This window comes from Rhodococcus sp. NPDC056960 (genome assembly GCF_042674125.1).
GTDB lineage: Bacteria > Actinomycetota > Actinomycetes > Mycobacteriales > Mycobacteriaceae > Rhodococcus_F.
On the sequence record NZ_JBHURF010000009.1, the window covers coordinates 34,384 to 56,153 of the forward strand.

20 protein-coding genes and 2 pseudogenes are annotated in these 21,770 nt (G+C 66.4%); 9 read left to right on the forward strand and 13 right to left on the reverse strand.

What is annotated here, in order from left to right; all coding sequences use genetic code 11:
• Positions 1-312: 312 nt before the first annotated feature.
• The 4 genes from ACFTWF_RS15695 to ACFTWF_RS15710 form a co-directional block, all read right to left on the reverse strand.
• The gene (locus ACFTWF_RS15695) at positions 313-1,203 is read right to left on the reverse strand and encodes a universal stress protein (protein ID WP_378462128.1); all 891 of its coding nucleotides are present in this window, start codon (positions 1,201-1,203) and stop codon (positions 313-315) included.
• Positions 1,200-3,023 (reverse strand): amino acid permease, encoded by a 1,824-nt coding sequence (locus ACFTWF_RS15700; protein ID WP_378462129.1) that lies wholly within the window; start codon positions 3,021-3,023, stop codon positions 1,200-1,202. Before ACFTWF_RS15700 ends, ACFTWF_RS15695 begins: the two co-directional genes overlap by 4 nt.
• A 233-nt stretch (positions 3,024-3,256) precedes the next feature.
• Positions 3,257-3,880 carry a carboxymuconolactone decarboxylase family protein gene (locus ACFTWF_RS15705; RefSeq protein ID WP_378462130.1) on the reverse strand — a complete coding sequence of 208 codons (624 nt, stop codon included), beginning with the start codon at positions 3,878-3,880 and terminating at the stop codon, positions 3,257-3,259.
• Between the two features lie 130 nt (positions 3,881-4,010).
• Positions 4,011-4,760 carry a rhomboid-like protein gene (locus tag ACFTWF_RS15710; RefSeq protein ID WP_378462131.1) on the reverse strand — a complete coding sequence of 250 codons (750 nt, stop codon included), beginning with the start codon at positions 4,758-4,760 and terminating at the stop codon, positions 4,011-4,013.
• 198 nt (positions 4,761-4,958) lie between these two features.
• Here ACFTWF_RS15710 and ACFTWF_RS15715 point away from each other — a divergent pair.
• A pseudogene (locus tag ACFTWF_RS15715) lies at positions 4,959-5,215 on the forward strand (NAD-dependent malic enzyme); the annotation flags it as partial.
• A 316-nt stretch (positions 5,216-5,531) separates the two neighbouring features.
• On the forward strand, positions 5,532-6,830 hold the full coding sequence (locus ACFTWF_RS15720) for an acyl-CoA dehydrogenase family protein (RefSeq protein WP_378462132.1): 1,299 nt from the start codon (positions 5,532-5,534) through the stop codon (positions 6,828-6,830).
• 154 nt (positions 6,831-6,984) lie between these two features.
• Here ACFTWF_RS15720 and ACFTWF_RS15725 read toward each other — a convergent pair whose 3' ends face one another.
• Positions 6,985-7,512, reverse strand: a complete 528-nt coding sequence (locus ACFTWF_RS15725; protein ID WP_378462133.1) for a hypothetical protein — start codon at positions 7,510-7,512, stop codon at positions 6,985-6,987.
• Between the two features lie 59 nt (positions 7,513-7,571).
• Between ACFTWF_RS15725 and ACFTWF_RS15730 the strand changes: the two are divergent.
• Both ACFTWF_RS15730 and ACFTWF_RS15735 read left to right on the forward strand, forming a co-directional pair.
• Positions 7,572-8,025: pseudogene (locus ACFTWF_RS15730) on the forward strand (malic enzyme-like NAD(P)-binding protein); the annotation flags it as partial.
• A gap of 69 nt (positions 8,026-8,094) precedes the next feature.
• Positions 8,095-9,387 (forward strand): wax ester/triacylglycerol synthase domain-containing protein, encoded by a 1,293-nt coding sequence (locus ACFTWF_RS15735; protein WP_378462134.1) that lies wholly within the window; start codon positions 8,095-8,097, stop codon positions 9,385-9,387.
• A 13-nt stretch (positions 9,388-9,400) separates the two neighbouring features.
• On the opposite strand, the gene ACFTWF_RS15740 is transcribed toward ACFTWF_RS15735, so the two are convergent.
• The 5 genes from ACFTWF_RS15740 to ACFTWF_RS15760 form a co-directional block, all read right to left on the reverse strand.
• On the reverse strand, positions 9,401-9,778 hold the full coding sequence (locus ACFTWF_RS15740) for an ANTAR domain-containing protein (protein WP_378462135.1): 378 nt from the start codon (positions 9,776-9,778) through the stop codon (positions 9,401-9,403).
• A 75-nt stretch (positions 9,779-9,853) separates the two neighbouring features.
• A complete protein-coding gene (locus tag ACFTWF_RS15745) occupies positions 9,854-10,321 on the reverse strand; it encodes a hypothetical protein (protein WP_378462136.1) in 468 nt (155 codons plus the stop codon).
• Positions 10,322-10,420: 99 nt separating this feature from the next.
• Entirely contained in the window at positions 10,421-11,347 is a 927-nt protein-coding gene (locus ACFTWF_RS15750; protein ID WP_378462137.1) for a VOC family protein, read from the reverse strand.
• Between the two features lie 12 nt (positions 11,348-11,359).
• Positions 11,360-12,241, reverse strand: a complete 882-nt coding sequence (locus tag ACFTWF_RS15755; RefSeq protein WP_378462138.1) for a fumarylacetoacetate hydrolase family protein — start codon at positions 12,239-12,241, stop codon at positions 11,360-11,362.
• Positions 12,242-12,282: 41 nt separating this feature from the next.
• On the reverse strand, positions 12,283-13,923 hold the full coding sequence (locus tag ACFTWF_RS15760; RefSeq protein WP_378462139.1) for a bifunctional 3-(3-hydroxy-phenyl)propionate/3-hydroxycinnamic acid hydroxylase: 1,641 nt from the start codon (positions 13,921-13,923) through the stop codon (positions 12,283-12,285).
• 157 nt (positions 13,924-14,080) lie between these two features.
• Here ACFTWF_RS15760 and ACFTWF_RS15765 point away from each other — a divergent pair, with 157 nt between their 5' ends.
• Entirely contained in the window at positions 14,081-14,800 is a 720-nt protein-coding gene (locus tag ACFTWF_RS15765; protein WP_378462140.1) for a FadR/GntR family transcriptional regulator, read from the forward strand.
• 103 nt (positions 14,801-14,903) lie between these two features.
• Here ACFTWF_RS15765 and ACFTWF_RS15770 read toward each other — a convergent pair whose 3' ends face one another.
• Complete coding sequence (locus ACFTWF_RS15770) at positions 14,904-15,818, reverse strand: hypothetical protein (protein ID WP_378462141.1); 915 nt, start codon at positions 15,816-15,818, stop codon at positions 14,904-14,906.
• Between the two features lie 240 nt (positions 15,819-16,058).
• On the opposite strand from ACFTWF_RS15770, the gene ACFTWF_RS15775 reads away from it, so the two are divergent.
• Complete coding sequence (locus tag ACFTWF_RS15775) at positions 16,059-17,336, forward strand: sensor histidine kinase (RefSeq protein WP_378462142.1); 1,278 nt, start codon at positions 16,059-16,061, stop codon at positions 17,334-17,336.
• Positions 17,337-17,524: 188 nt separating this feature from the next.
• Positions 17,525-18,400 (forward strand): class I SAM-dependent methyltransferase, encoded by an 876-nt coding sequence (locus ACFTWF_RS15780; RefSeq protein ID WP_378462360.1) that lies wholly within the window; start codon positions 17,525-17,527, stop codon positions 18,398-18,400.
• Between the two features lie 12 nt (positions 18,401-18,412).
• On the opposite strand, the gene ACFTWF_RS15785 is transcribed toward ACFTWF_RS15780, so the two are convergent.
• Positions 18,413-18,625 (reverse strand): molybdopterin-binding protein, encoded by a 213-nt coding sequence (locus ACFTWF_RS15785; protein WP_378462143.1) that lies wholly within the window; start codon positions 18,623-18,625, stop codon positions 18,413-18,415.
• Between the two features lie 170 nt (positions 18,626-18,795).
• Here ACFTWF_RS15785 and lexA point away from each other — a divergent pair, with 170 nt between their 5' ends.
• Positions 18,796-19,458: a transcriptional repressor LexA gene (lexA, locus tag ACFTWF_RS15790; protein WP_378462144.1), complete on the forward strand. Its 663-nt coding sequence runs from the start codon at positions 18,796-18,798 to the stop codon at positions 19,456-19,458.
• Positions 19,459-19,498: 40 nt separating this feature from the next.
• On the opposite strand, the gene ACFTWF_RS15795 is transcribed toward lexA, so the two are convergent.
• A complete protein-coding gene (locus ACFTWF_RS15795; protein ID WP_378462361.1) occupies positions 19,499-19,996 on the reverse strand; it encodes a hypothetical protein in 498 nt (165 codons plus the stop codon).
• A 182-nt stretch (positions 19,997-20,178) separates the two neighbouring features.
• Between ACFTWF_RS15795 and ACFTWF_RS15800 the strand changes: the two genes are divergently transcribed.
• Positions 20,179-21,585 (forward strand): diguanylate cyclase domain-containing protein, encoded by a 1,407-nt coding sequence (locus tag ACFTWF_RS15800; RefSeq protein ID WP_378462362.1) that lies wholly within the window; start codon positions 20,179-20,181, stop codon positions 21,583-21,585.
• The last annotated feature ends 185 nt before the right edge of the window (positions 21,586-21,770 follow it).

Genomic DNA, 21,770 nt, shown 5'->3' on the forward strand with positions numbered 1-21,770 from the left:
CACTCTGGGGCAAGGGGATGGTCGCGAGTGCGGCGTGGGGGTGGTTGTGGTGGGTCCGGAAGTGGCTGATCCGAAGAGTTGGTGTTCGGGGTGTCAGCCAGCCACGCAGGGCTCGCGCATCCCAATTATCCTCCCACGCAGGGCGGTGACCGTGGCATCCATGCGCGCGATGTTCAGTCCGTGCAACACCGCACGAAAGGCATTCGGGTCGAAGAAACGATGTGCGCCGAAAGTGCATCCAGCGCCGGAATGCCGATCGGCGAATGCGGCGCACGACTGGCTTAAGATGGAGTCTCTGGTTCGAGTGAACAACTATGCGGCAGGTATGTTTCGCGGAACGATCATCACGGGCACGGGAGAGTTCCGCAGGATTTTCGAGGCGGCCGAGCCGAGGAATACGTGGGCTGCGGGTCCGGCCGCTCCCGAACCCAGCGTCAGCATGTCGCCGGCTTCCCAGGAGACGGATTCGACCGCCTCGCGCCAGTCGTGGCCGCTGCCGACCACGAGGTCCACGTCGGGAACGGGGATCCGGGCGCGAACCAGGCTGAGTTGCTTGTTGATATCGTCGCGCGTCCTGCGGGCCCACTGCTGCACGACGAGATCCTCCGTCGACCGCTCGATGGCGCCACCGTACATCGTCATCGGCCGCACCGTGAACGAGACGATCCGCAACGTCACCGGCCATTTCCTGGCCATCTCGGCGGTCGCCGCGACGAGACCGTTGACGTCGGCTTCGCCTCCGTATGCGACGGTGAGCCGGCGGATGGGTTCGGCGACCATGGGGTAGCCGCGCGGGGCGATCGCGACGGGCACCGCCGCGGTGTGGACCAAGCGTTCGGTGACACTGCCCAGCGCCACCCGGCCCAGCAGCCCGGACGACGACGACCCGACGACAACGTGACTCGCGTCGTGGGCGGCCACCAGTTCCATCAATCCTGTGGGAACGGACTGTGATTGATGGACGACGGTAGGGACGTCGACATCCCCCGGCAATTGGCTGACCACCCTCTCGAGGGCGAGCGAGGCCTGCTCGGTGACGTAGCCCAGGTACTCGCGCTCGATGGGGTCGTCCTTAGCCGGCCAGGGGCGTTCGACGACGGCCGCGGCGACGATCTCGTCGCCGGTCCAGCGTGCCATCTGCATTGCCAGGTTGACGGGCGCCGGCCCCTGACGGCTCGCGCTGAATCCGGCAATGATTGTCATCGGGGGGATCTCCCTGCGACGATCGGGACCGCGACGACGTGTGTCACCGGCACATCGTGCTCGGCGCGGGCCCGGTCCACGACGTCGAAACGGTGCCACACCGACTCGTCGGGTGGCAGCGTCGAGATGACGATCTGATCGGGATGGAAGGAATCGACGGCGGCGGACAGCGCCCGCAGCGGCCGGTAGTCACCCAACTCGCCGTCTGCTTCGAGGTTGTCTGCGCGGAGTGTCGCCAGCGTGTCGTCGAGTCGCTGCTGTGCAACTTCGCGCGTGGCTTCGGCGACGTCGAGCGGGCCGTGGGTGGCAGCGGTTCCGGTCTCGATCGGGCTGGCAGGAACGACCACGAAATAGGTCGCTTCGCGATCCGCGCCGATACGGCGAAGCTCGTCGAGCATCTCCTTGGACTCCACGGTCTGGTTCGCCAGCACTAGCACGCGGTGCGGTCGTGCCGTCGCCGCGGCCCCTTCCACAATGGGCCGCCGACCCACGAACCACGTGTTGGCGAGGAACAGCACGATGACGACGGCCCACGACAACAGGCTCAGCACCAGTTGCGACCGCACGTCCTCCTGCAGATACATCTGCACCAGGATCGCCACGATGGCGGCTGCGGTGATGAGCGACAACACCGGGAACAACCACATCTTGACTCGCAGTTCGGAGTCCGGGGTGCGGTACCGCAGCACTATCTGGGACACGGCGATGAGCAGGTAGACGAACAGGATGATCGCACCGCTGGAGTTCAGCAGGAAGGCGAAGACGGTGTCCGGCGAGACCGCCGCCGCGATGACGCAGAGAAAACCGATGACCGAGGACGCAAGGATCGCGACCGCGGGCACTCCCCGACGGGTCACCCTGACCAACTGCGCGGGTGCCTCCCGGCGCGCAGCGAGAACGAACAGCATGCGGGACGCCGTGTACATGCCCGAGTTGAGACAGCTCAGCACTGCCGTCAACACCACGGCGTTCATGATGTGGTCGGCGTACGGAATCCCCATTTCGGTGAATGCGGCGACAAAGGGGGACGCGGCCGCCTTCTCGTCGTTCCACGGCAGGATCGTCGCCAGCAGGAAGGTGGAACCGACGAAGAACACTGCGATCCGCACGATCACCGAGTTGGCGGCCTTGGTGACCGCCCGCTCCGGGTCCGCTGATTCCGCGGCGGCGATGGTCGCGATCTCGGCGCCGACCATCGAAAAAATCACCGTGACCACGCCCACTGTGATGGCCATGGCGCCGAACGGCAGGAATCCGTCATGGACCCACAGGTTGGAGAAGTCGAGCGATTTGTTCGGCCACACGCCGAGAACGAACAGCGCGCCCAGCGCGATGAACACGATGATCGCCGCCACCTTGATGCCGGCGAACCAGAACTCGAACTCGCCGAACGACGACACGGAGAACAGATTCGTCGCTGTCATCAGAATCATCAGAACCAATGCGGCCAACCACAACGGGACGTCGATCCAGTACTGAATGATCTTCGCGCCTGCGATCGCTTCGAAACCGACGACGATCACCCAGAAGTACCAGTACAGCCAGCCGACCGAGAAGCCTGCCCAGTTGCCCAGCGCGGTGCGGGCATAGTCGGCGAACGATCCGGTCGACGGATTGGCGACGGCCATTTCGGCCAGCATCCGCATGACCATGATGATCAGGACGCCGGCGAGGCCGTAGGTGATGAACGCCCCCGGCCCGGTGTCTCCGATGACGACACCCGAGCCGACGAACAGGCCAGCGCCGATCACCCCGCCGATCGCGATCATCGTCAGCTGCCGCTGGCTCAGGGCCTTCTTCAATTCGGGTGTTGCGCTCATGGCATCCCTCCGATACTCCACACGCCGACGTGCTCGCTCTCATGGGCGAGACCGACTGTCGCCTTTCCGGGGCCTCCTCGGCTGGGCGGGCGACAAGAGGGAATTGGGCCGCGCGGCGTGAAAATCAATCGTAAGCCGCATCGCCCGCCCGGCGAGCGGGATTGTGCAGTTGGATACGGCGGCGACCGGACTCTCCGGTTGGACGCGACAGTTCGTCGATCGGTCCCACGCTGTCAGTTCGTACCTTCGTCTCCCCGTGTCGGGTGGGGGACCGGGGCGGGCACCGCACAGGTCATGCCTTCGCTGAATCCGGCCGCGGGGACGCCGAGCGCAAGATTGAATCGCCCACGGAGGTTCTCCAGCGCGATCAGGTGGGTGAGTTCCACGAGCTGGGCGTCGTCGAAGTGCTCACGCAGCTTCGCGAAGAGCGTATCGGTCACCGTGACCGGGGTGCTGCTCATGCCGACCGCATAGTCGAGCACCAGCTTGTCGACGTCGGTGAACAGTGCACTCGTCCGATACGACGGCAGCGCGAGCAGTTCGTCGTCACTGAGCCCCCAGCGTCGCGCGATCTGTGAACCCAGATCGATGCAGTACTCGCACTGGGTGACGGTGGCCGCCTTCAGTTCGGCCAATGCTCGGTACCGTTCGTCGAGCCGCTTCAGCTTCGCGGTGGCCTGCTCGAGCATGCCGTACGCGCGCAACACGCCGGGCACGTGGGCATACATCGTGACCGGCTCGATCATCTGCTCGGTTTCACGTCCCGCGAGCCGTGCCATGTGACGGCGGGTGAACCAGTACGCAAGCTTGACCGTCGGCCCTGCATCCTGGCGCGAGACTCCGGCAATGCGCGTCATCGCTCACCTCCTCGATTGCGGGCACCGTCGTGTGCGATGCCGCGGAGGATGACTGCTCCAATCGTAGGCCCGGTCAGGGACCGGGCACCCATCTCGACCCGATTCGGTCCCTGCTGGGGTGTCCGATGAATCAGATTGAACCGCAGAATGTTTGGGAAGGCGCAGCTGTGTCAGCCGTCGCCGCGAAGCGTGAGCGTGCCCGGCGTCGAGAGGCGAGTGTGGCGACGGGGTGAATGGCGAAGCCGATGGCGATCGAGGCGAGGTGTCCGTAGTCGGTGAAGGACTGTCCGTACAACGCGGCCAGGACCAGGTATCCGGTCAGCGCGCTCGCCGCGATCAGTCGTCGACGGCCGGTGAAGTGCATGATGAATGCGGCTGTCACGGCGTAGAAGCCGTAGCTGGCGCCGACATCCGTGGTGTGCGCGATATCCACCGCCAGCATGTTGTGGTCGAGCGCGTAGCAAATGCCGGTGACGGTGACCATGGTTGCCCCGATGTGTCCGGCCGCGAAGGTGGCAATCCAGCGGCGGGTGCCGAGCCGCCGTTCGGCGGCGACCATCACGAGCAGAAGGCCCGCGACCATCAGCCAGGGGAACCCGGTGGAGTCGGTCCAGAACGCGGAGGCAACCAGGACCTGCAACGGGTCGGTCTGCATGTTGTGCAGGTTTGTCGATGCGCTGACGATGAGATGGTGCGTCAGGTTCGGATCGGTGCCCTGCACGGTCCACCACGTGACCAGCAGTGTGAACAGGTACACCAGCGTCGCGGGAGCGCCCGCGAAGTAGCGGCGTACGCGTATCGCCGAAGTGCGGCGGTGGTCCCGTGAGAGAGGTCTGATTCCAGACGTCACCATGCCGGGTGTGGTCGCGGGCGCGGTCATGTCGGACTCCGTACGGTGGGCTACCGGTCCAGGCTATGGGGCGACGGTGTGAAGTGGCTGTGAACTACCTGCGGATTTGCGGAGACCCTGTCCGTCGTACCGCGGGGTGTGAGAAGTGATCACCTCGGTGCCGGCTCTGCCTGATCGATCTGTCGTGTCCGAACCCACCGCACCGCAGAGGTCGAGCTGACCGACGAAGGGGTCCTCGGTCTCGGTGACATCGGACCCCGCGCCTCGCTGCCGGTGATGGAGGGCAAGTCCGCGCTGTTCAAGAACTTCGCGGGCCTGAACTCCATCCCCCTGGTCCTGGACACGAAGGATCCCGACGAGATCGTCGACCCTGATCCGCCTGCGCCCCAGCTTCGGGGCGGTCAATTTGGAGAACATCTACGGCACCCCGGTGCTTCGAGGTCGAACAACGCGTCGTCGAGGCGCTGGACTGCTGTAGGTTCCACAGCTCGGTGTCACCTCGGTGTGCATCCGAGCTGCGGGTTCTTGCTGCCGACTCTGTGCCTGATTCTCGCAAACTTGTCGAATCCTCAGTTCGGTCGCTATCTCGTCAGCGGATCCTATACCGGTCAGAGATCGCCCTGAGGTTGTCGTACGCAGGTTGCACAGGTGGCAGTGGTCGGTTGCGCCTGCTCATTCGCTTTTTGAACTGTTTCGTGCGCACACGGACAAGACACTGGCCTGCTCGTTGACGGATGCTAGTGATATCACTCACAGCGGATCGGATCGGGTCACCGATGCCGGATCCCCCAGCGATCACCCATGGTGCGGTACCGCTGCCCCGCACTCGACCACCAGGAGACGATCACCATGGCCATCGACTTCACCTTGACCTCACAGCAACGGGAACTCCAACAGTCGGCCCGCGATTTTGCAGCCAAGACACTGGTGGACGTCGCCGATACCATCCGTCATCTGCCGACTGCCGAAGAACGTTTCCTCGCCACCCGCCCCGCATATGAAGAGCTTGTCGCCCAGGGATGGCTCCGGAAGGTCATACCGGCACCGGTGGGAGGCGAGTGCAACGGGATGGTCGACATGGCGTTGATCGCCGAAGAGTTCTACGCCGTCGACGCGAACGTGTCACTGACAATGTTCGCCTCACTCCTCGGGCTGCTCCCAGTACTCAACGCCGGCAATCCCGACCAGATCCAGCAGGCCCTCACACCGTTCCTGTCCGGCACCGGCACCCCGCTCGCCGCCTTCTGTCACAGCGAGCCCGGCGGCATCGCCAACTTCGACGAGCCGGCGCCGGCCGAAGGAACCCGCACCAGCGCGGTGCTCGACGGCGGTCAGTGGGTGATCAACGGCGCCAAACAGTGGATCAGCAGCGCCACGGGCTGGGATTCGAAGGGTGCGGACATACTGACAGTGGTGTGCCGAACCGACACCAACCCGCTGGCGGACGCGGACCGATCCCTGTCCGTACTGCTTGTTCCGAAGCCCGACCGTGGGTTCGTCTCCGATGAGAACTTCGACACGATGGGCCACCGTGGTCATCTCACCCCGCGTTTCCATTTCGACGACGTTCGGGTTCCGCGAGAGAACGTGCTCGGCGAGGTCGGCGGCGGCAAGGCACTGGTCGAGTCGAGCTTCGCCGGAACCGCCGCTCTGGTAGGGATCTTCGGCGTAGGTCTGATGCGGTCGGCCTTCGATTTCGCGCTGCATTTCGCCAAGAACGAGCGTCGCGCAGGCCGGGTGCCGATCATCGAGCATCAGGCGGTCGGCTACGCGCTCGCGGACGCCAAGATCGCGATCGAGACCGCTCGATACCTCAGTTGGAAAGCCTGCGACGCTCTCGACCACGAGTTGCCCAGCGCCTTCGAACTGGCTGTGCAGGCGAAGATCTACGGCTCGGAGACTGCGGTCAAGGTCATCACCGAGCTCATGCGCGTCGTCGGTATCGACAGCTACAACCACAACCTGCCCCTTGCAGGACTCCTGCAAGATGCGATTGTGCTGCCGCTCTTCGACGGCGGCAACATGGGAGTTCGCCGACGCCAGCTCCACCACCTGCTCGCCTCATCCGATTACGATCCCCTCGCTACCGTGATCAGCTGATACTGCGCAGATCGACACGAAGCAATACCGAAAGCCGAATCATCCCCGGCACGTCCCGGACGCGGGCCCCGTGACCGGAACTCCTGACCTGGTGTCCCGTCGAGGCGGTCCGGTGCTTGTTTCCGCAGCGGGGCGTTGCGTGGAATGGTCGGCTTCAGGATTGGCACCGTGCTCGATGGTCGGAGGAGTCGGGGTAGGCGCCGCGGGTAACGATGCCGAGTTTGTCGGCGGCTTCGTCGCAGAAGGTCTCGAATCGGGTTGTCGCGGTAGTCCTGTCGTATCGCGGCGGAGAATTCGGGTCGTCGATGTCGGTGGCGTTGGCCAACGCGATCAAGTAACGCTGGGCTGTGCACAGGTCCTCGTCGGCTTTGATTGTGGCGGCGTCGCGGAGGTCGTGCCGGAAGAACGGCTGCACCTTTCGGTCGGCGCTATCGCGGGGACGCCGTTGGGGACAGCACCACGGCGGGCCGTGGCTGCCGAGCCAGGTGGTGTCGGAGAAGGGCGGCCGATCCAATTCCGGCGACTCTCGTACAGGATGTGGTCGCGATTGGTGGCTGACCAGAACATCCCGCGTAATGCCGCCGTCGAGGATGGCTCCGTTGGCCGTCGAACCGGCGCGAATCATTCGATGCGGATCTACCGCGGCGACTGTCGTCGCGACATGACCACCGGCGTCCTGCACGTACCTGACCTCGACCTCACCGCTTTTGCTGCACCTACATAGCTTCACTCGAACTGACACGAGCCGCGAGAACCTACAACTGCCCGGTGATGCACGACGACCAGCACGGCACCGCCATCGGCGTCCTCGCCGCGTTGAAGGGTGCAGTGACGGTGCAGGTTCGGGACCTCGCCTCGCTGCGGGTGGTCATCTCCGGCGCCGGCGCCGGACCCGGAGCTCCACCCCGACATCGCCCGCAAGCATGCGGCGATCGTGGCGACCGGTCGCTCGGATTTCCCGAACCGGGTCAACAACGTGCTCGTCTTCCCCGGAGTATTCAAAGGTGCCCTCGACGCCGGGGCGCGCCGGATCACCGAGGGCATGAAACTTGCCGCCGCCGGGGCCATCCTCTCGGTCGTCGGTGACGAGCTGGCGGTGGACAAGATCGTTCCCAGCCCGCTCGATCCTCGCGTCGCCCCCGCTGTCGCGGAGGTAGTCGCCGCCGCTGCTCGCGCGGAAGGCGTCACCGGCTAGCGAAACCGCCCGACGCTGGACTTCGGAAGTTCGCCCAGGGGCGGCACACACCCGAATACACTGGTCGAGGTGACCCGCGAGGATCCTGGTCGACTCTCCGACGATGATGCACACATCCTCGGGCTCGAATCGGCGGTGATCACCGGCCACACGCTCAAGCTGGTTGTTCTCGAGCCGGGCGCCGGCCATCTCGACCTCGAGGACTTGCGGACCGCGGTGGCGGAGCGACTTCCGAACGAGCCGCGTGCGATGCAGCGGATCGACACCTCGGGGCCCGAGCCGCGCTGGACCGAAGCGACCACATTCGACGTCACCGACCACGTCCGGCGTTCGGAAGGCTCCGGTTGTGCCTCGCGGGCCGATCTGTGGCGGACCGTCGGCACGCTGATGTCCGAGCACCTCGACCACGAGCGCCCACTGTGGGCGTTTGATCTGATCGGCCCACTCGGCGACGGGCGTGAAGCGATCGCAGTGCGGATCCATCACGCGATGGCCGACGGGATCAGCGCGGTGCGTTTCCTCGACGACGTGCTGTGGGATCGGCACCCCGAACCGCTCCGGCGAGGACCGCGTCCGGGCCTTCGAGCCGATTCGGCCCAGCGTTCGCGGGTCGACGAGGCGCTGCGGATGCCCGCCGCGGTGCGTCGTGAGCTGGGCCATCGCGGCTCACGCTCGCCCTTCGACCGCCCGATCGGTGCCGCCCGCGAGCTCGCTTTCATCGCCGTCCCGCTGCCGGAGTTGAAGGCAATCGGCGCCTCACGTCCCACCCGCGCGACGGTCAACGACGTGCTCCTCGCGATCGTTGCAGGTGGCTTGCGCAGTTGGCTCGGCCGCGAAGACGCGGCACTGCCGCGTCTTCGTGCCCAGGTGCCGGTCAGCCTCCACCACCGCGACGAGGGAGCAGGTGAACTCGGAAATCGCGATTCCTTCCTGAACATCGACCTGCCGCTCGCCGAGGCGGATCCGCTCACCCGACTCGACCGGATCAATGCCGAGACCAGCACGCGCAAACTCCTCGACGACGCCGACGAACTGTTCGACCTCTTCCATGCTCTCGGACGCGTGAAACGCCTCGGGGAAGCCGCGCAGCGCCTTGCCGGAAGTGCGCGTGAGTTCAGCCTGTCGATCTCGAACGTCCCCGGCCCGCCCGCCCCGGTCAGCGTGTCCGGACGCCGAGTCGAGCACCTCTTCTCCTCGTCGGAGCCCGCCGCTCACCACGCGCTCCGCATCTCTGCGATCTCCTGCGCGGGAATCGTCGGCATCGGGCTCTGCACCGACCCCGAGGCGCTCCCCGACGTCGCCGTGCTGGCGGAGGCGATGGAAACTTCGTACGCCGAGCTCCGGGGCGCCGCGCTCACCTGATGTGGCGTCCCGATCAGGGTCGTATCTGCGTCGCCAGATGCGGATGGTGCCGTCCCTGCAGGCTGCCTACTCGCTGTGACGGACGGTGGTGGTGCCGTGACGGCTCTCCGCGGAGTCCCTCCCACTCGGGGAAGCTGACCGGGCGGCGACTCGTGAGGTGCCTGGTGTTGCTGGTCAGATCTATCAGGCACCTGGCTGCGGCCTGCACGGAGAGGTGGTGCCGTCGTGCCACATCCAGCAGTTCGTCGAACGCCTGGGCGTCGCTGTAGCCGCGGCTGGTGATGAGCACGGCCTTCGCGGAGGTCAAGAGTTCACGGTCGGAGGGGCCGCGGCGCCGGTCCAGGAAGCTTCGGGCCGGCCGCGACGGGCTCGGGGTCTCGGTTTTCGACATTGCGCATCGTCCCTTTTGGTTACGAAATTCCCCGGGGCGCGATCTCGTAAACGTAGGTCAGGGCGTGCTCGTCGTTCAGACCATCCGGCGGTTGTCGTCGGTTTGGAGTCCGAGGATGAACTCGGCATGGCTCTCGAAGCCGGCTTCGGACATCACGCCGTGGGCGGAGATGGTGTTCAGATCCCGGACGAGTTTGGCCAGGACGCTGTCTTCGAGGATGGCGGAGGCGCCGGCGTGCCGGAAGACGCGGGTGACGACTTCGACGACGTCTTCGCGGCGAACGAGGCGGCGGTCTGCATCCGGTCGAGCAGGGGGAGCTGGACGCGTTCGCCCGCGTCGACGACGTCGTTCACCTGATGAAGAGTGTCGAGGCAGAGGCTGCGGCCGCCTGGAACCCGAGCATCGAGTTCGCCGAGTTCGCGTTGGAACCAGGTCAGCTCGGTCAGGGCCGGGGGCTGGTGCAGGTTGATCCGACCACCGCGACGAATCTTCGGTGCGGCCGCGGCCGACGACCGTGCCCGGTGACGGCGTGTCTGCGTCCATCGCAGCAACCTCTCAGATGTCGGCAAACCGAATGCGCGGGTGCAACGGCGGGGCCGGGATCGACTGGCGACCCCGGCCCCGCACCGAACCCTCAGGACGTCACCCGGCGCTGGAGTGGGCTCCGGTCATGAGAGCGGCGAGGTCGTCGGGTTCGAGGAACGACGGCGGGGGCGGTGGGCCCCACGCGTAAAGGCCTTGCAGCCCGTGGAGCACCTCCGGGGACCAGAGTTCGTCCTCGGGAACGGTGTCCATGTCCGAGTAGTACTCGGAGAAGTTCCCCGCCGGGTCCTTGAGGTACCAGAAGAAATTCGCGCCGGCGTAGTGGCGGCCGAGGCCCCAGATGTGGCGTTCCGGGTTGCCGTCGAGCATCGCGTGGGCACCACGCCCGACCTCGTCGATGTCGTCGACCTGCCAACTGGTGTGGTGCATGAAATTCACCGGCGCGGCCATGACGAGCACGTTGTGGTGCTCGACGGAACACCGAAGGAATGCGGCCTTGTCACCCATGTAGTCGGAGACCTTGAACCCGAGGCCGTCGGTGAAGAACCTCATGGTGGCCTCGAGGTCGGTGGATCCGATCACGGCGTGCCCGAGTTTGCGGGGGCGCACCGAGCCGGTGCGGGTCAGGAATGGGGCACGACCCCAGCGGTCGATCCGGCCGGGCCCGTTGTACGGCGTTGCGGGTACGGCGGGCTCGATGACGATCCGGGGCCGGACCTCTACCCGCACCAGAGTGCCGGTGACGGGTTCGACGGCCCGCACCGAGGTGCCGCCCTGCTCGGCGGTCAGCCCCAACCCGTTCAGTCGCGTTGTGATCGCGGCGATGTCGTCGGGGTCGTCGGCCGCGACGGTCAGTTCGACCAGCCGCCGGGTGGGTGCGTGGACGATCTCGAGCTGTTCGCCGCCGTTGCGGGTGGCGAACACCCCGCGCCCGCGGTGCTCGAGTCCGAAGTCGGTGTAGTAGGCGACGGTCTCGTCGACGTTGGGGACGCCGACGGTGACCTTGCCCAGTCCGTGTAGTGCCATGAGCGGTGCTCCCTACTTCGCGTGGGGGTCGGCGACGAAACGCTGGTGCAGCTGACCGATTCCCTCGATCCAGCTGTCGAGCTTTTCGCCTGCCTGCAGGAACCGTTGCGGATCGCGGCCGACGCCGACCCCGGCCGGGGTGCCGGTGAAGACGACGTCGCCCGGGTAGAGAGTGACGGTGTGGGAGAGGGCGGCGATCAGCTTGGAGACCGGGAAGATCAGGTCGCGTGTGCGTCCCTTCTGCACTTGGTCGCCGTCGACGGTGCAGCCGAGTTCGAGGTCGTCGGGGTTCGCGAACTCGTCCGGGGTGACCAGCCACGGGCCCTGCGGGGAGAAGCCGGAGAAGGACTTGCCGAGCCCGAATTGCGGCGCCGGGCCGCGGAGCTGCGACACGCGTTCGGAAATATCCTGTCCCACAGTCAGTCCGGCGATGTGCGCCCACGCGTCGGCCTCGCCGATCCCGGAGGCTTCCCGGCCGATCACGGCGACCAACTCCACCTCCCAGTCGACGTTGCCGCCGGCGGGGATGATCACGTCGGTGTCGGGGCCGGTGAAGGACGAGGCGTATTTGGTGAAGACCGGCGGCAGGTGGGTGGGGGATTCGAATCCGGATTCGGCGGCGTGGGCGTGGTAGTTCAGTCCGACCGCGAAGACCTGCCGCGGGGCGGGTGAGGGTGCCCCGAGCAGGGACCGGTCGATCGGGAAGCCGTCGTCGGCCAGGGCTGCGAGGTCCTGCTCGGACACCCAGGTGGTGACGTCACCCCACACCTGGTACACGGCGGGCAGTTCGGGGCCGAAGCGGCCCTGCGAGGCGCGGGCGAGGTCGACGCCTCGCTCGGCGCCCTCGTCTCCGATCACGAGTGCGGCGCGGTTGTCGATATTGGCGATACGCATGAAATTAGTTCTCCTGGTGTGTATTCGGTGGATCGGTGTGCTTATGCGGTCGAGAGCGTGGGGTGAGTCGGGGTGGGTATCCGAAGCCGGTCGCGATATCGGGCGACCAGTGCCGGGACGCCCGTGGCGTCGGGTGCACTGCCGAATATGTAGTGATCGGGACGTACGAGGACGGCGGCGATCTTGTTCGCATCGAACCACGCTGCCCACTTGCCGGTGGTGTCGTGCAGGTCCGGTGCGCCGCTGGTGGCCAGGGTCATCACCTGGATGCCGGCCCCGTCGAGGTCGTCCGACATCCCCGAGTCGAATTCTGCTGCAGGGAGGTCCGATCGGACGAGGAGGCGAGCACCGTATCCGGTGAACTCGTCGAGGAGGCCGTGCTGCTCGGCCGACCGCACCGGGAATTGCGGTGCGAGGGTGCAGCGAAGTCCTCCCGCTTCGTCGGTGACTCCCGGGCCCAGCACAGGTAACGCCGCGACGGGCAGGACGCGGGCAGGGTCCGCTTCGCCGGCGATCATGCGGGCGTCACGTGCAGCGGCCTTCTCCTCGTCGAGAACGCAGATGACCCGCCCGAGTTCCACCGACATCGTGATCGCGTGCCGCAGGTGTTCGCCGCGTTCGGATGTATACGAATCGAGCACCCCCAGGTCGGATTCTCCGCGCAGGACGCGATCGAGCTTCCACGACAGGTTGGCCGCGTCGCGGACACCCGAGCACATGCCCTGCCCGGCGAAGGGAGGCATCTGGTGCGCGGCGTCACCGGCGATGGCGAGCCTGCCGGAGTTCCACCGGTCCGCCCACCGCGCGGCGAATGTATAGGCGGCGTGCCGCTCGAGCTCGCTGTTCTGCGGCGTCCGGTCCCACGCCTGGAGCAACTCCCACGCCTTCTCCGGTGTGTTCAGCTCTTCCCGTGTCTCGCCGGGCAGCCGCATGAACTCCCACCTGCGGCGGCCCGGTCCTCCCGACACGACCGTCGTCGGCCGGGCGGGATCGCACAGCTGCCAGTTCTGCGGCGCCCACTCGACGTCGTCCAGTGGAACGGTGTCGACTATCAGCCAGTCGAAGAAGAAGCCCTCGTCGTGCATGGTCGCACCCATCCGCTCGCGGACGAAGCTGTTCGCGCCGTCGCAGCCGATCACGAAACGGGCTCGCGCCTGGCGTTGCTTGACGACGGTGCTGGTGAACGTCACCACGACGTCCTCGGCTCCCTCATCGATGCCGACCACCTCGGCGCCGCGGAGCAGGGTGACGTTCGGCATCGACGTCACCGCATCGGCCAGCACCTTTTCGAGCTGCGGCTGGGAGAAGAAGCTCGCCGTCGGCCAGCCGTTCGCGCCGGTCCCGGACCAGTCGATCCGTACCAGTGCCTCACCGGATGCGTTGCGCCACTCATAGCAGTCGGGTACCGGCTCGGAGATGCCTCTGACCGCCGCGGTCAGACCCATCGACTGGAAGACACGGCCGATCTCGTCGTCGAAGTGGACGGCCCGGGGGAGCGGGTACGGCTGGGGCCAGCGTTCGAGGATCATCACGTCGTGGCCGCGCAGGCCGAGCATTCGCCCCAGCGCCAGCCCTACCGGTCCGGCGCCGACGATCACGACATCGTGGGTGTTGTCCTGCATGTTCGTTGCTCTTCCTCGGAGTCGAGTGCAATAGGGAAACAATTCAGCCCTATTGAGCATGTTTAATAGATTCAGAATGCTGTGACCCACCTCGCATGTCAAGAGGTCTGGGCTAATCAATCCCTATCGAGCATGCTCAATGCGGTAAAATAGGGTTGCTGCGCCGGCCACGAAGATGCGCTTGTCAACGGGGGCAGTACGACGAAACGAGGACACGATGACCGATCTCGCGCAGCGGATGATGATGGACGCATCGTTGAGCCGCACCGAGCAGGCGGCGCTGGCCATCGGCCGGCTCGCGGAGCAGGCACCGCACGGTGCGCGCCTCGGAACCAAGAAAGAACTTCAGGAACAGTGCGGCGTCGCGAAGGGCACGTTCAACGAAGCTCTGCGGATTCTGCAGTCGCGCGGCGTGATCACGGTTCGATCGGGACCCGGCGGGGGACTGTTCGCGGCGTCGCCTACCCCGATCGCCCGCCTCGGAAATTCCATCCTCTCCCTCGACGCCGCGGAGGGCGACGTCGCCGACGCCGTCCGCATCCGTGACGCCCTCGACCCACTACTCATCGAGGACGCACTCGATCACAGTTCGGCCGTCGACATCGCTCGCATGCGGACCGCTCTCGACGTCATGCAGCAGTCCGCCGACGCCGGCGACGCGACCGGTTTCGTCCGGGCCAACTGGGAACTGCACGCCGCCATCGCCCGGGTGAGCCCCAACGCCATCCTGAAGTCGATCTACCTGAGTCTGCTCGATCTGATCGAATCGCACACCGTGTCCGTCGAACCCGTCGGCGACAGGCCCCTGTCGGAATACATCGCCGACCGTCAGCAACTGCACGCCGACCTCGTCGACGCCCTGGACCACCGTGACCGGGACCGGGCCCTCCGACTCATCCACGAGCACAACACGACACAACAGGAAGTCCAGTCCTGAAGGTCCGCGAACGCCGAGGGGTGGCGGTCGGCCGGCGTACGGGGAAGTCCCAGTGTGCGTCGACTGTTGCGGTCGGTGGGAGACCGAAAATGCCGGGGGCATCTCACGGCTGGGCGACGACGGTGTTTCCCTTGTCGTCGGTGCAGTTGATCGTGTAGCCGATCTGCGCGGATTCCGGATCCCCCGTGAGGCGGCATTCCCATCCGTCGAAGCTGTACACGGGCTCGCTCTTGTCGGGGGCGGCGAAATACTTCGTGAGCATCGCGTGCGCTTCGTCGCAGCGGAGTGTTCCCTTCACGACGACCACGGTCGCCGGCTTACCCGTCGCCGGATAGACAACGGGACCACACTGATTCGATCCGCCCGCCTGCTGGGGGAGCGGGGCCACGGTGGGCGCCATCGGCGCCGGGCTTTCGCTGGGAACGAACACAGGTATCGGGGTGTAGTCGAACGTGTAGCCGTTGGTCGAGATGGTGAAGCCGTCATCCGTTGCATCGTCTCTGCACGAGACTCCCGAGAACTGCACATTGCAACTGAATCCGTCGGACGCCAGGGTGGTGTCGTAGGGGAGGACGTTGGGGTTGCCGGGGAAGAGTGCCTCGTTCGAGTTCTGGAAGCCCGGCTCCTTCCCGGACTCGACCGCGATGATGTTCGCCTCGGCCGGCGGGCCGCCGTCCGGCGAGGGGATCGGCGGAACCCCCGGAACTTCCAGTGGCCCGGCGGTGGGGTGCGAGGCGCAGCCGGCCATCTTCTTCGTGGGGATGATCGCGCACAACCACTTTCCCGATGGGGTGACGAAGCCGTAGGCAGCACTGTCCGGGTCGCTGGACGCGTACTGTTTCGCGTCGACGCCGTTGACCACAGCTTCCGTCCCCGGTGCCTCGGCCGGAAAGCTGGGTGAGGCCGACTCGGTGCCGCCGGTCGGCGACGCACCCTGGGCGCAGGCCGCGAGCCACAGTGTCGAGGCACCCGCGATCGCTGCCAGCGCCACGGCGGGCCGAAGTCGGATCCTGGTCATGCGCTACACCCCTCTCTGTCCGGACCGATCGGATGAGATGTTCCCACGAATACCCGCGCGCCGTGCCGCATCGACCCGAGGAGTCGGCTGTACGGCGGTGTCCGGTGACGGCCGGTTTTCCTCGATCGCATGCCCCGGTTCACTCCCGGGGCGGTGTTAGAATCTGTGCATTGTCGCAGGTCCAGCGGTTGACGCCCCCACGTCTCCCTGTCGGAGTCGCCCGCCCGAGGAGGCCACCCCATGGCTGAGTCATCGGTACTACCCGCAGATCTCGGCGCCGGCCCGGATCTCGAGCGGATCATCCTCGAGCACGCGTATCGCGGGGTTCACCTGCAAATCGTGCTCCGGGGCGTGCTCGCACTCTTCATCGCGTTGACGCTTCTGTTCGTCCCGCCCATGCACGATGCGGGGGTGTGCCTGGCGATCCTGATCTGCTACGCACTCTGGGCCGTCGGGCTCGCCCTGTGGACTCGACGAGGCGGCCCGGGGCCGGTGAACGCGATCTGGCTCGCATTGTTCGTCGACCTCGCGGTGATCGGTTGTCTCACACTGTTGACCGGTATTGCGGCACAACAGAGTTGGACCGCGGACATTCTCAGTAACGGATTGTTCGTGATCCCGCTCCTGGCCTGCACGCAACTACGGCCGGGTGTCTGTGCTTCCGTCGTGGCCCCCACGGTCCTGGTGTTCCTGGCCTCGAGCTGGGCTACGATGGCCTCGAACGAAGAACCCTGGTCGTCCATCCTGCTCAGCACGATGGCTCTCGCGGTTCTCTGCGCGGGCGCCGTCATGCTCAGCCGAATTCAACGGTCCAGGGTGCTGACGATCGGTCACCTCGTCCGCGACCGCACCGCGCTGCTCGCGGAGTTGATGGGTCTCGAACAGCGTGAACGCCGGGCATTGTCCGAGCAACTTCACGACGGCGCCCTCCAATACGTCCTGGCCGCGAAGATGGATCTCGACGATCTCACCGGCAGCGCCGATCCGGAGGCGGTCGATCGCATCACCCACGCACTCGGTGAATCCGCGACCCTGCTCAGGGCCACCGTCTCCGAACTGCATCCCACCGTGCTCGATCATGTCGGTCTCGCCCGCGCACTCGGCGATCTCACTCGATCTGCCCAGGCGCGTGGCGGTTTCGACGTCGAACTGCTCACCTCGGACTGGGTCGACGACCTGCGCACCTCGGCCGATGACGTGCTGTTCAGCGCGGCACGCGAGTTGCTCGCCAATGTGGTCAAACACGCGCAGGCCGGCACCGTGCGGGTCGAGCTGACGCGGTCGGGTGAGCTTGCGGTCCTCGACATCGCCGACGACGGGTGCGGCATCTCCCGTGAGGCAATCGACCGGAGTCTCAGCCGAGGCCACATCGGACTGACCTCGCACGAACTCCGGGTCGTCGCGGCCGGAGGCAGCTTCTCGGTTCACCCCGGACCTCGATCCGGGACGGTTGCCCACATCGAAATGCCGTTCGAGATCGCGGCGGTACCCGCTTCGCTCACGACTGCGTCGTTGTAGCGGGGCGGGGGCGCAGATCGTAGGACAGGCGTCCGGCGCGTCGGGCGTAGACTTGCGGCGTTCGGTCGATGCGCCCGCAGGCCCGGCAGTTCCGTGAGGCCGGGGATGAATTCCCCGGTCCCGTCGTCGATGTGTCGTGGCCACATGCCGCATCCGTATGTCGACGAGATCGGGAGGGTACGTCCGTGATGCGAACCGATGGAGACACCTGGGACATCGTCAGCAGCGTCGGTCTCACCGCACTGGGAGTGGCGACGTTCCGCGCGCTGGAGACCGTCCGCCCCGATGCGTTGATCCGGGACGACTTCGCGCCGTGGTTCGTCGAGGCGGCGGGTGAACCGCATTTCACCGGCCTGTTGGCCGATCCGTCGTCACTGGGTGACACACCCTTCTCGGGTTTCATGGGCATGCGGACGAGGTTCTTCGACGAGTTCTTCACCTCGGCGGGAGTGTCGCAGGCGGTGATCCTGGCCGCCGGGCTGGACGCGCGGGCGTACCGCCTGGATTGGGATGCGGGCACGACGGTCTTCGAGGTCGACCAGCCGAAGGTGCTGGAGTTCAAGGAGGAAGTGCTCGTCGAGCACGGTGCCACTGCGAAGGCAGATCGTCGTCCGGTGGCCGTCGATCTGCGCGACGACTGGCCCGCAGCTCTCGAGGCGGCGGGGTTCGACCCAGGGAAGCCGACGGCGTGGTCGGCGGAAGGGTTGCCCGCCTATCTCCCGGGCGCGGCGCACGACGCGTTGTTCGAGCGGATCGACGAACTCTCCGCACCGGGTAGCCACCTTGCCGTCGACAACTTTTCGGCAGGAGCGGATATGCGCCGCTTCGATGCCATCAGGGCGAAGTACTTTCCGAAGGACCCGTTCGGTGACCTCGACGTGTCCGAATTGTTCTACGGCGACGAGCGGGCCGATCCGGTGCAATGGTTGACCGAGCGTGGCTGGTCGGTGCAGCGCGTCAATCCGCTCGAGTTGGCAGCGGCCTATGGGCGGCCGGTTCCGGAGTTGCCCGAAGAGCTTGCCGGCCTGTCGAAGCGGTCGTCGTATCTGACCGCGGTGAAATAGAGCCGGCGGCGTCTACTCGACGCCGAGCATCACCTCGGTGGACTTCACGAGCACGGTCGCCGCGACACCGGCCTTCAGGCCAAGTTCCTCCACCGCCTCCTTCGTGATGGATGCGGTGACGATCTGCTCGCCTCCGTCGAGTGTCACCTTCACCGTCGCCATCACACTGCCGAGGGTGACGTCGGTGATCGTGCCGGCGAGCTGGTTCCGGGTGGACAAGCGCATGTGGACCTCCATCTCGGGTGGGTAGTTTCGACGCTAGCCGGGGCGGTTGCCCGGCGTCGTGGATTCCGCGGGATATCCGGGCACCGACTGCGGCAGGTGCACCACGACCCGCTCCTGGTCCCAACCCCACCGTGCTCGAGGCGACGGCCGTCACCCCCTACCATTCTTCGGTGACCGATTACGACGATCTCGACATGTTCGGTGGCCTCGATGCCTCCACCCTGCCGCCCCGCCAGCAGCGAATCCTGGCAACGATCCGGGATTGGGTGGCGGCACACGGATGTACGCCGAGCACCCGGCAGATCGGGGACGCGGTGGGCCTGCGGTCGACGTCGTCGGTGTCCAAGCATCTGAAGAGCCTCGAAGAAAAAGGCTTCCTCCGACGGGGCGCGGCCATGGCTCGGCAATTGGACGTGCGCCCGTTCCTCTCGGAGGCGAAGCGAGGTTCCTCCTCAGACAAAAACGTGGCGGTGCCGGTGGTCGGCGACATCGCAGCCGGCGCACCGATCCTCGCCGAGGAACACGCCGACGAGATGCTGACGCTCCCTCGCGAGCTGGTCGGCTCCGGCACCGTGTTCGGGCTGCGGGTGCGCGGGGAGTCGATGATCGAGGCCGCGATCTGCGACGGCGATGTCGTCGTGGTGCGACGCCAGGACGAAGCCCATTCGGGCGAGATCGTGGCCGCGATGATCGACGGCGAGGCCACGGTGAAGGTGCTCCGGCGCCGTAACGGCCACGTCTACCTCGAGCCCCGCAATCCCGCATACACCGTCATCGACGGCGACGACGCCGTCGTCCTGGGCAAGGTGGTATCGGTGATGCGGCGTATCTGAGGATCGTGCCACCCGGGCGGTGTAGCGAGTCTCGCCGCCGTCACCCCGCGTCGTGTCGGTCGGATGTGACGGCGGACGGGCTCGGTTCCAGCAGTGTGGTGACGGAGGTCGGCCCGAGGCCGATCTCCGGCCACCCCGCCGAGATCATGATGTCGTGCGGGCGCGTGCACGTTCCCAGCCAGTAGTTCGGCTCCGTGCGGTACGCGGGAACCCCGCCCCACTTCAGCGGCGAGCCGGACCGCGGCAGGTAGGGGTCGGCGTCGCCCACGATCGATCCGAGTTGCAGCAGCACCGACAGATACGACCACTGGGCGTCCGCATCCGCCGGATCGGACAACGGCCGTGTCTCGTGATGGGCACGTTCGGCGGCGCGCCCGGTCGCAGTGAGCGCGAGACGGACCTGGATTCCGGACGAGAAGGCGACGATGCCGAGCAGGTCCAGGGTGATGTGAGTTCCGGACGCCAGGATGGTGGGACCGTGTACTGCGGTCCCACCTGCTGTCGGCGGCGCGAATGCCGGCCAACGCGCTCGGCGCATGTCCACGATCGTGCACCTGGACCACGGCAGAATCAACGTCCCACGCCCGCGTCCGTGCCGAAGAATTCGTAGCATCGATTGTGCGGATGCGTGGCGACCTCGGTGTTCGGTGGCGCTGCTTATCGTGGATGGTGGTCATCGGGCGTGTGCGGAACGGAAGGTCCGCAGGAGAGGGAGTGTCCATGGAGTCGCTGCCGGATTCGGGGATGCTGCTCGCGGTGCTCGAACAAGCCCCGACGCTGGTGTGCGTGTCAGAATTCGTGTCCGGACGGATCGTGTATCTCAATCCCGCGGGTGTCGATCTGCTGGGCCTGGGTGAAGCCGTGCACGCCTACGCCAGGACGACGGCGGAGCTGTTCACCGATGTCGGTCTCGTGCAGGCGCGTGAGGTCGAGTCGGCTCTGGCCGACCGGGGTGAGTGGAACGGTCTGACGGAATTTCGCCATTTCGTGACGGGCGAGCCGATCCCGGCGCTGATTTCGACGTTCGTGTTGCAGCACGCGTCGGGCGGCCCGTCGCTGATCGCCTCGATCGCACAGGACCGGCGGAGCGCGGAGGACGAAGAGCAACGCATGTACCGCGCTCTGGGGGAGTCCGCGTACCGGGCCCGCGAACAGCAGGCGATCGCCGACCTGAGCCAACTCGCTGTCGCAGGCGACCTGAACGAACTGCTCTTGGCGGCGGCGGGGGCGGCGGCGGCGCTGATGGGTGTGCAATGCTCGTCGATCGCGCGGGTGTCCGACGACGGCGAACTGACGGTGCTCGCCTATCGGGGTCCCGCTCCGTCACCGGCGACCTTCGCACCGGGAACGGGCTCACAGCCCGGATTCGCCGCCGCCAGCGGGGAGGTGACCGTGTGCGCCGATCGGATCGCCGAGACCCGGTTCTCCACGGTGGGGATGAGCGGTCGGGGGCTGCAGAGCGGGGTGTGTGTTCCGTTCGGCTCCGAAGCGGTGTGGGGTGTGCTGACCGCGCACAGTCGTAGGCCCCGCGACTACACCGACCGCGACCTCACGTTTCTGCGCTCGGTGACGGCGGTGCTCTCCGCGGCGATTCGCCGCATCGAGGCGGAAGCGGCATTGGTCCACCAGAGTTTGCACGACCCACTGACGGGACTTCCGAACCGTGAATTGGCCCGCCGCCAGATCGACGAGGCCCTGGATGCGGCGCGCAGAAGTGACACGCGGGTGGCGCTGTTGCTGGTCGATCTGGACGACTTCAAGACCGTCAACGACAGTCTCGGACATGCCGGCGGCGACGACGCACTGATCGTTCTCGCAGGCCATCTGAGGGCTGCGGTGCGCCCGGGAGACACCGTCGCCCGCCTCGGTGGCGACGAATTCGTGGTGGTGTGTGAGCACGTCGCGGGTGCAACGGAGGCTGCAGCGATTGCAGCCCGCATCACCGGGGGCCTCGCCGACCTGAACCGGGCAGGGGCGCTCGAGTGGCCGATCAGCGGCAGTGTCGGTGTCGCACTCTCCGACCCGGAGAGCACCCGCGAAGAACTTGTTCGCCGGGCAGACTCGGCGATGTACCGGGCGAAGGCCGCGGGGGCGGGCGGTTACGCGTTCTACGACGGCACCTTCTAGGGCGGCAGCAGAACCCGATGTGCTCGGAGTCCTGTCTGCCGGGGCGCGACACACGAAGTTGGCGCTGCCGATAGGCACCCTAGGGAGGTGAAATTGTCATCTTGACGCAGATCCCGGCCGGCCGAATACTTTGCCTACAGGGTGGACCCCACCGGCATTCGGCGCGGAGGTTCCGCGCATCGCCA

Bases quoted from the DNA above. Each gene is read 5' to 3' on its own strand.
- ACFTWF_RS15695 (WP_378462128.1), bottom strand. From the start codon at position 1,203: ATGACAATCATTGCCGGATTCAGCGCGAGCCGTCAGGGGCCGGCGCCC.
- ACFTWF_RS15700 (WP_378462129.1), bottom strand. From the start codon at position 3,023: ATGAGCGCAACACCCGAATTGAAGAAGGCCCTGAGCCAGCGGCAGCTG.
- ACFTWF_RS15705 (WP_378462130.1), bottom strand. From the start codon at position 3,880: ATGACGCGCATTGCCGGAGTCTCGCGCCAGGATGCAGGGCCGACGGTC.
- ACFTWF_RS15710 (WP_378462131.1), bottom strand. From the start codon at position 4,760: ATGACCGCGCCCGCGACCACACCCGGCATGGTGACGTCTGGAATCAGA.
- ACFTWF_RS15720 (WP_378462132.1), top strand. From the start codon at position 5,532: ATGGTGCGGTACCGCTGCCCCGCACTCGACCACCAGGAGACGATCACC.
- ACFTWF_RS15740 (WP_378462135.1), bottom strand. From the start codon at position 9,778: ATGTCGAAAACCGAGACCCCGAGCCCGTCGCGGCCGGCCCGAAGCTTC.
- ACFTWF_RS15745 (WP_378462136.1), bottom strand. From the start codon at position 10,321: ATGGACGCAGACACGCCGTCACCGGGCACGGTCGTCGGCCGCGGCCGC.
- ACFTWF_RS15750 (WP_378462137.1), bottom strand. From the start codon at position 11,347: ATGGCACTACACGGACTGGGCAAGGTCACCGTCGGCGTCCCCAACGTC.
- ACFTWF_RS15755 (WP_378462138.1), bottom strand. From the start codon at position 12,241: ATGCGTATCGCCAATATCGACAACCGCGCCGCACTCGTGATCGGAGAC.
- ACFTWF_RS15760 (WP_378462139.1), bottom strand. From the start codon at position 13,923: ATGCTCAATAGGGCTGAATTGTTTCCCTATTGCACTCGACTCCGAGGA.
- ACFTWF_RS15765 (WP_378462140.1), top strand. From the start codon at position 14,081: ATGACCGATCTCGCGCAGCGGATGATGATGGACGCATCGTTGAGCCGC.
- ACFTWF_RS15770 (WP_378462141.1), bottom strand. From the start codon at position 15,818: ATGACCAGGATCCGACTTCGGCCCGCCGTGGCGCTGGCAGCGATCGCG.
- ACFTWF_RS15775 (WP_378462142.1), top strand. From the start codon at position 16,059: ATGGCTGAGTCATCGGTACTACCCGCAGATCTCGGCGCCGGCCCGGAT.
- ACFTWF_RS15780 (WP_378462360.1), top strand. From the start codon at position 17,525: ATGCGAACCGATGGAGACACCTGGGACATCGTCAGCAGCGTCGGTCTC.
- ACFTWF_RS15785 (WP_378462143.1), bottom strand. From the start codon at position 18,625: ATGCGCTTGTCCACCCGGAACCAGCTCGCCGGCACGATCACCGACGTC.
- ACFTWF_RS15795 (WP_378462361.1), bottom strand. From the start codon at position 19,996: ATGCGCCGAGCGCGTTGGCCGGCATTCGCGCCGCCGACAGCAGGTGGG.
- ACFTWF_RS15800 (WP_378462362.1), top strand. From the start codon at position 20,179: ATGGAGTCGCTGCCGGATTCGGGGATGCTGCTCGCGGTGCTCGAACAA.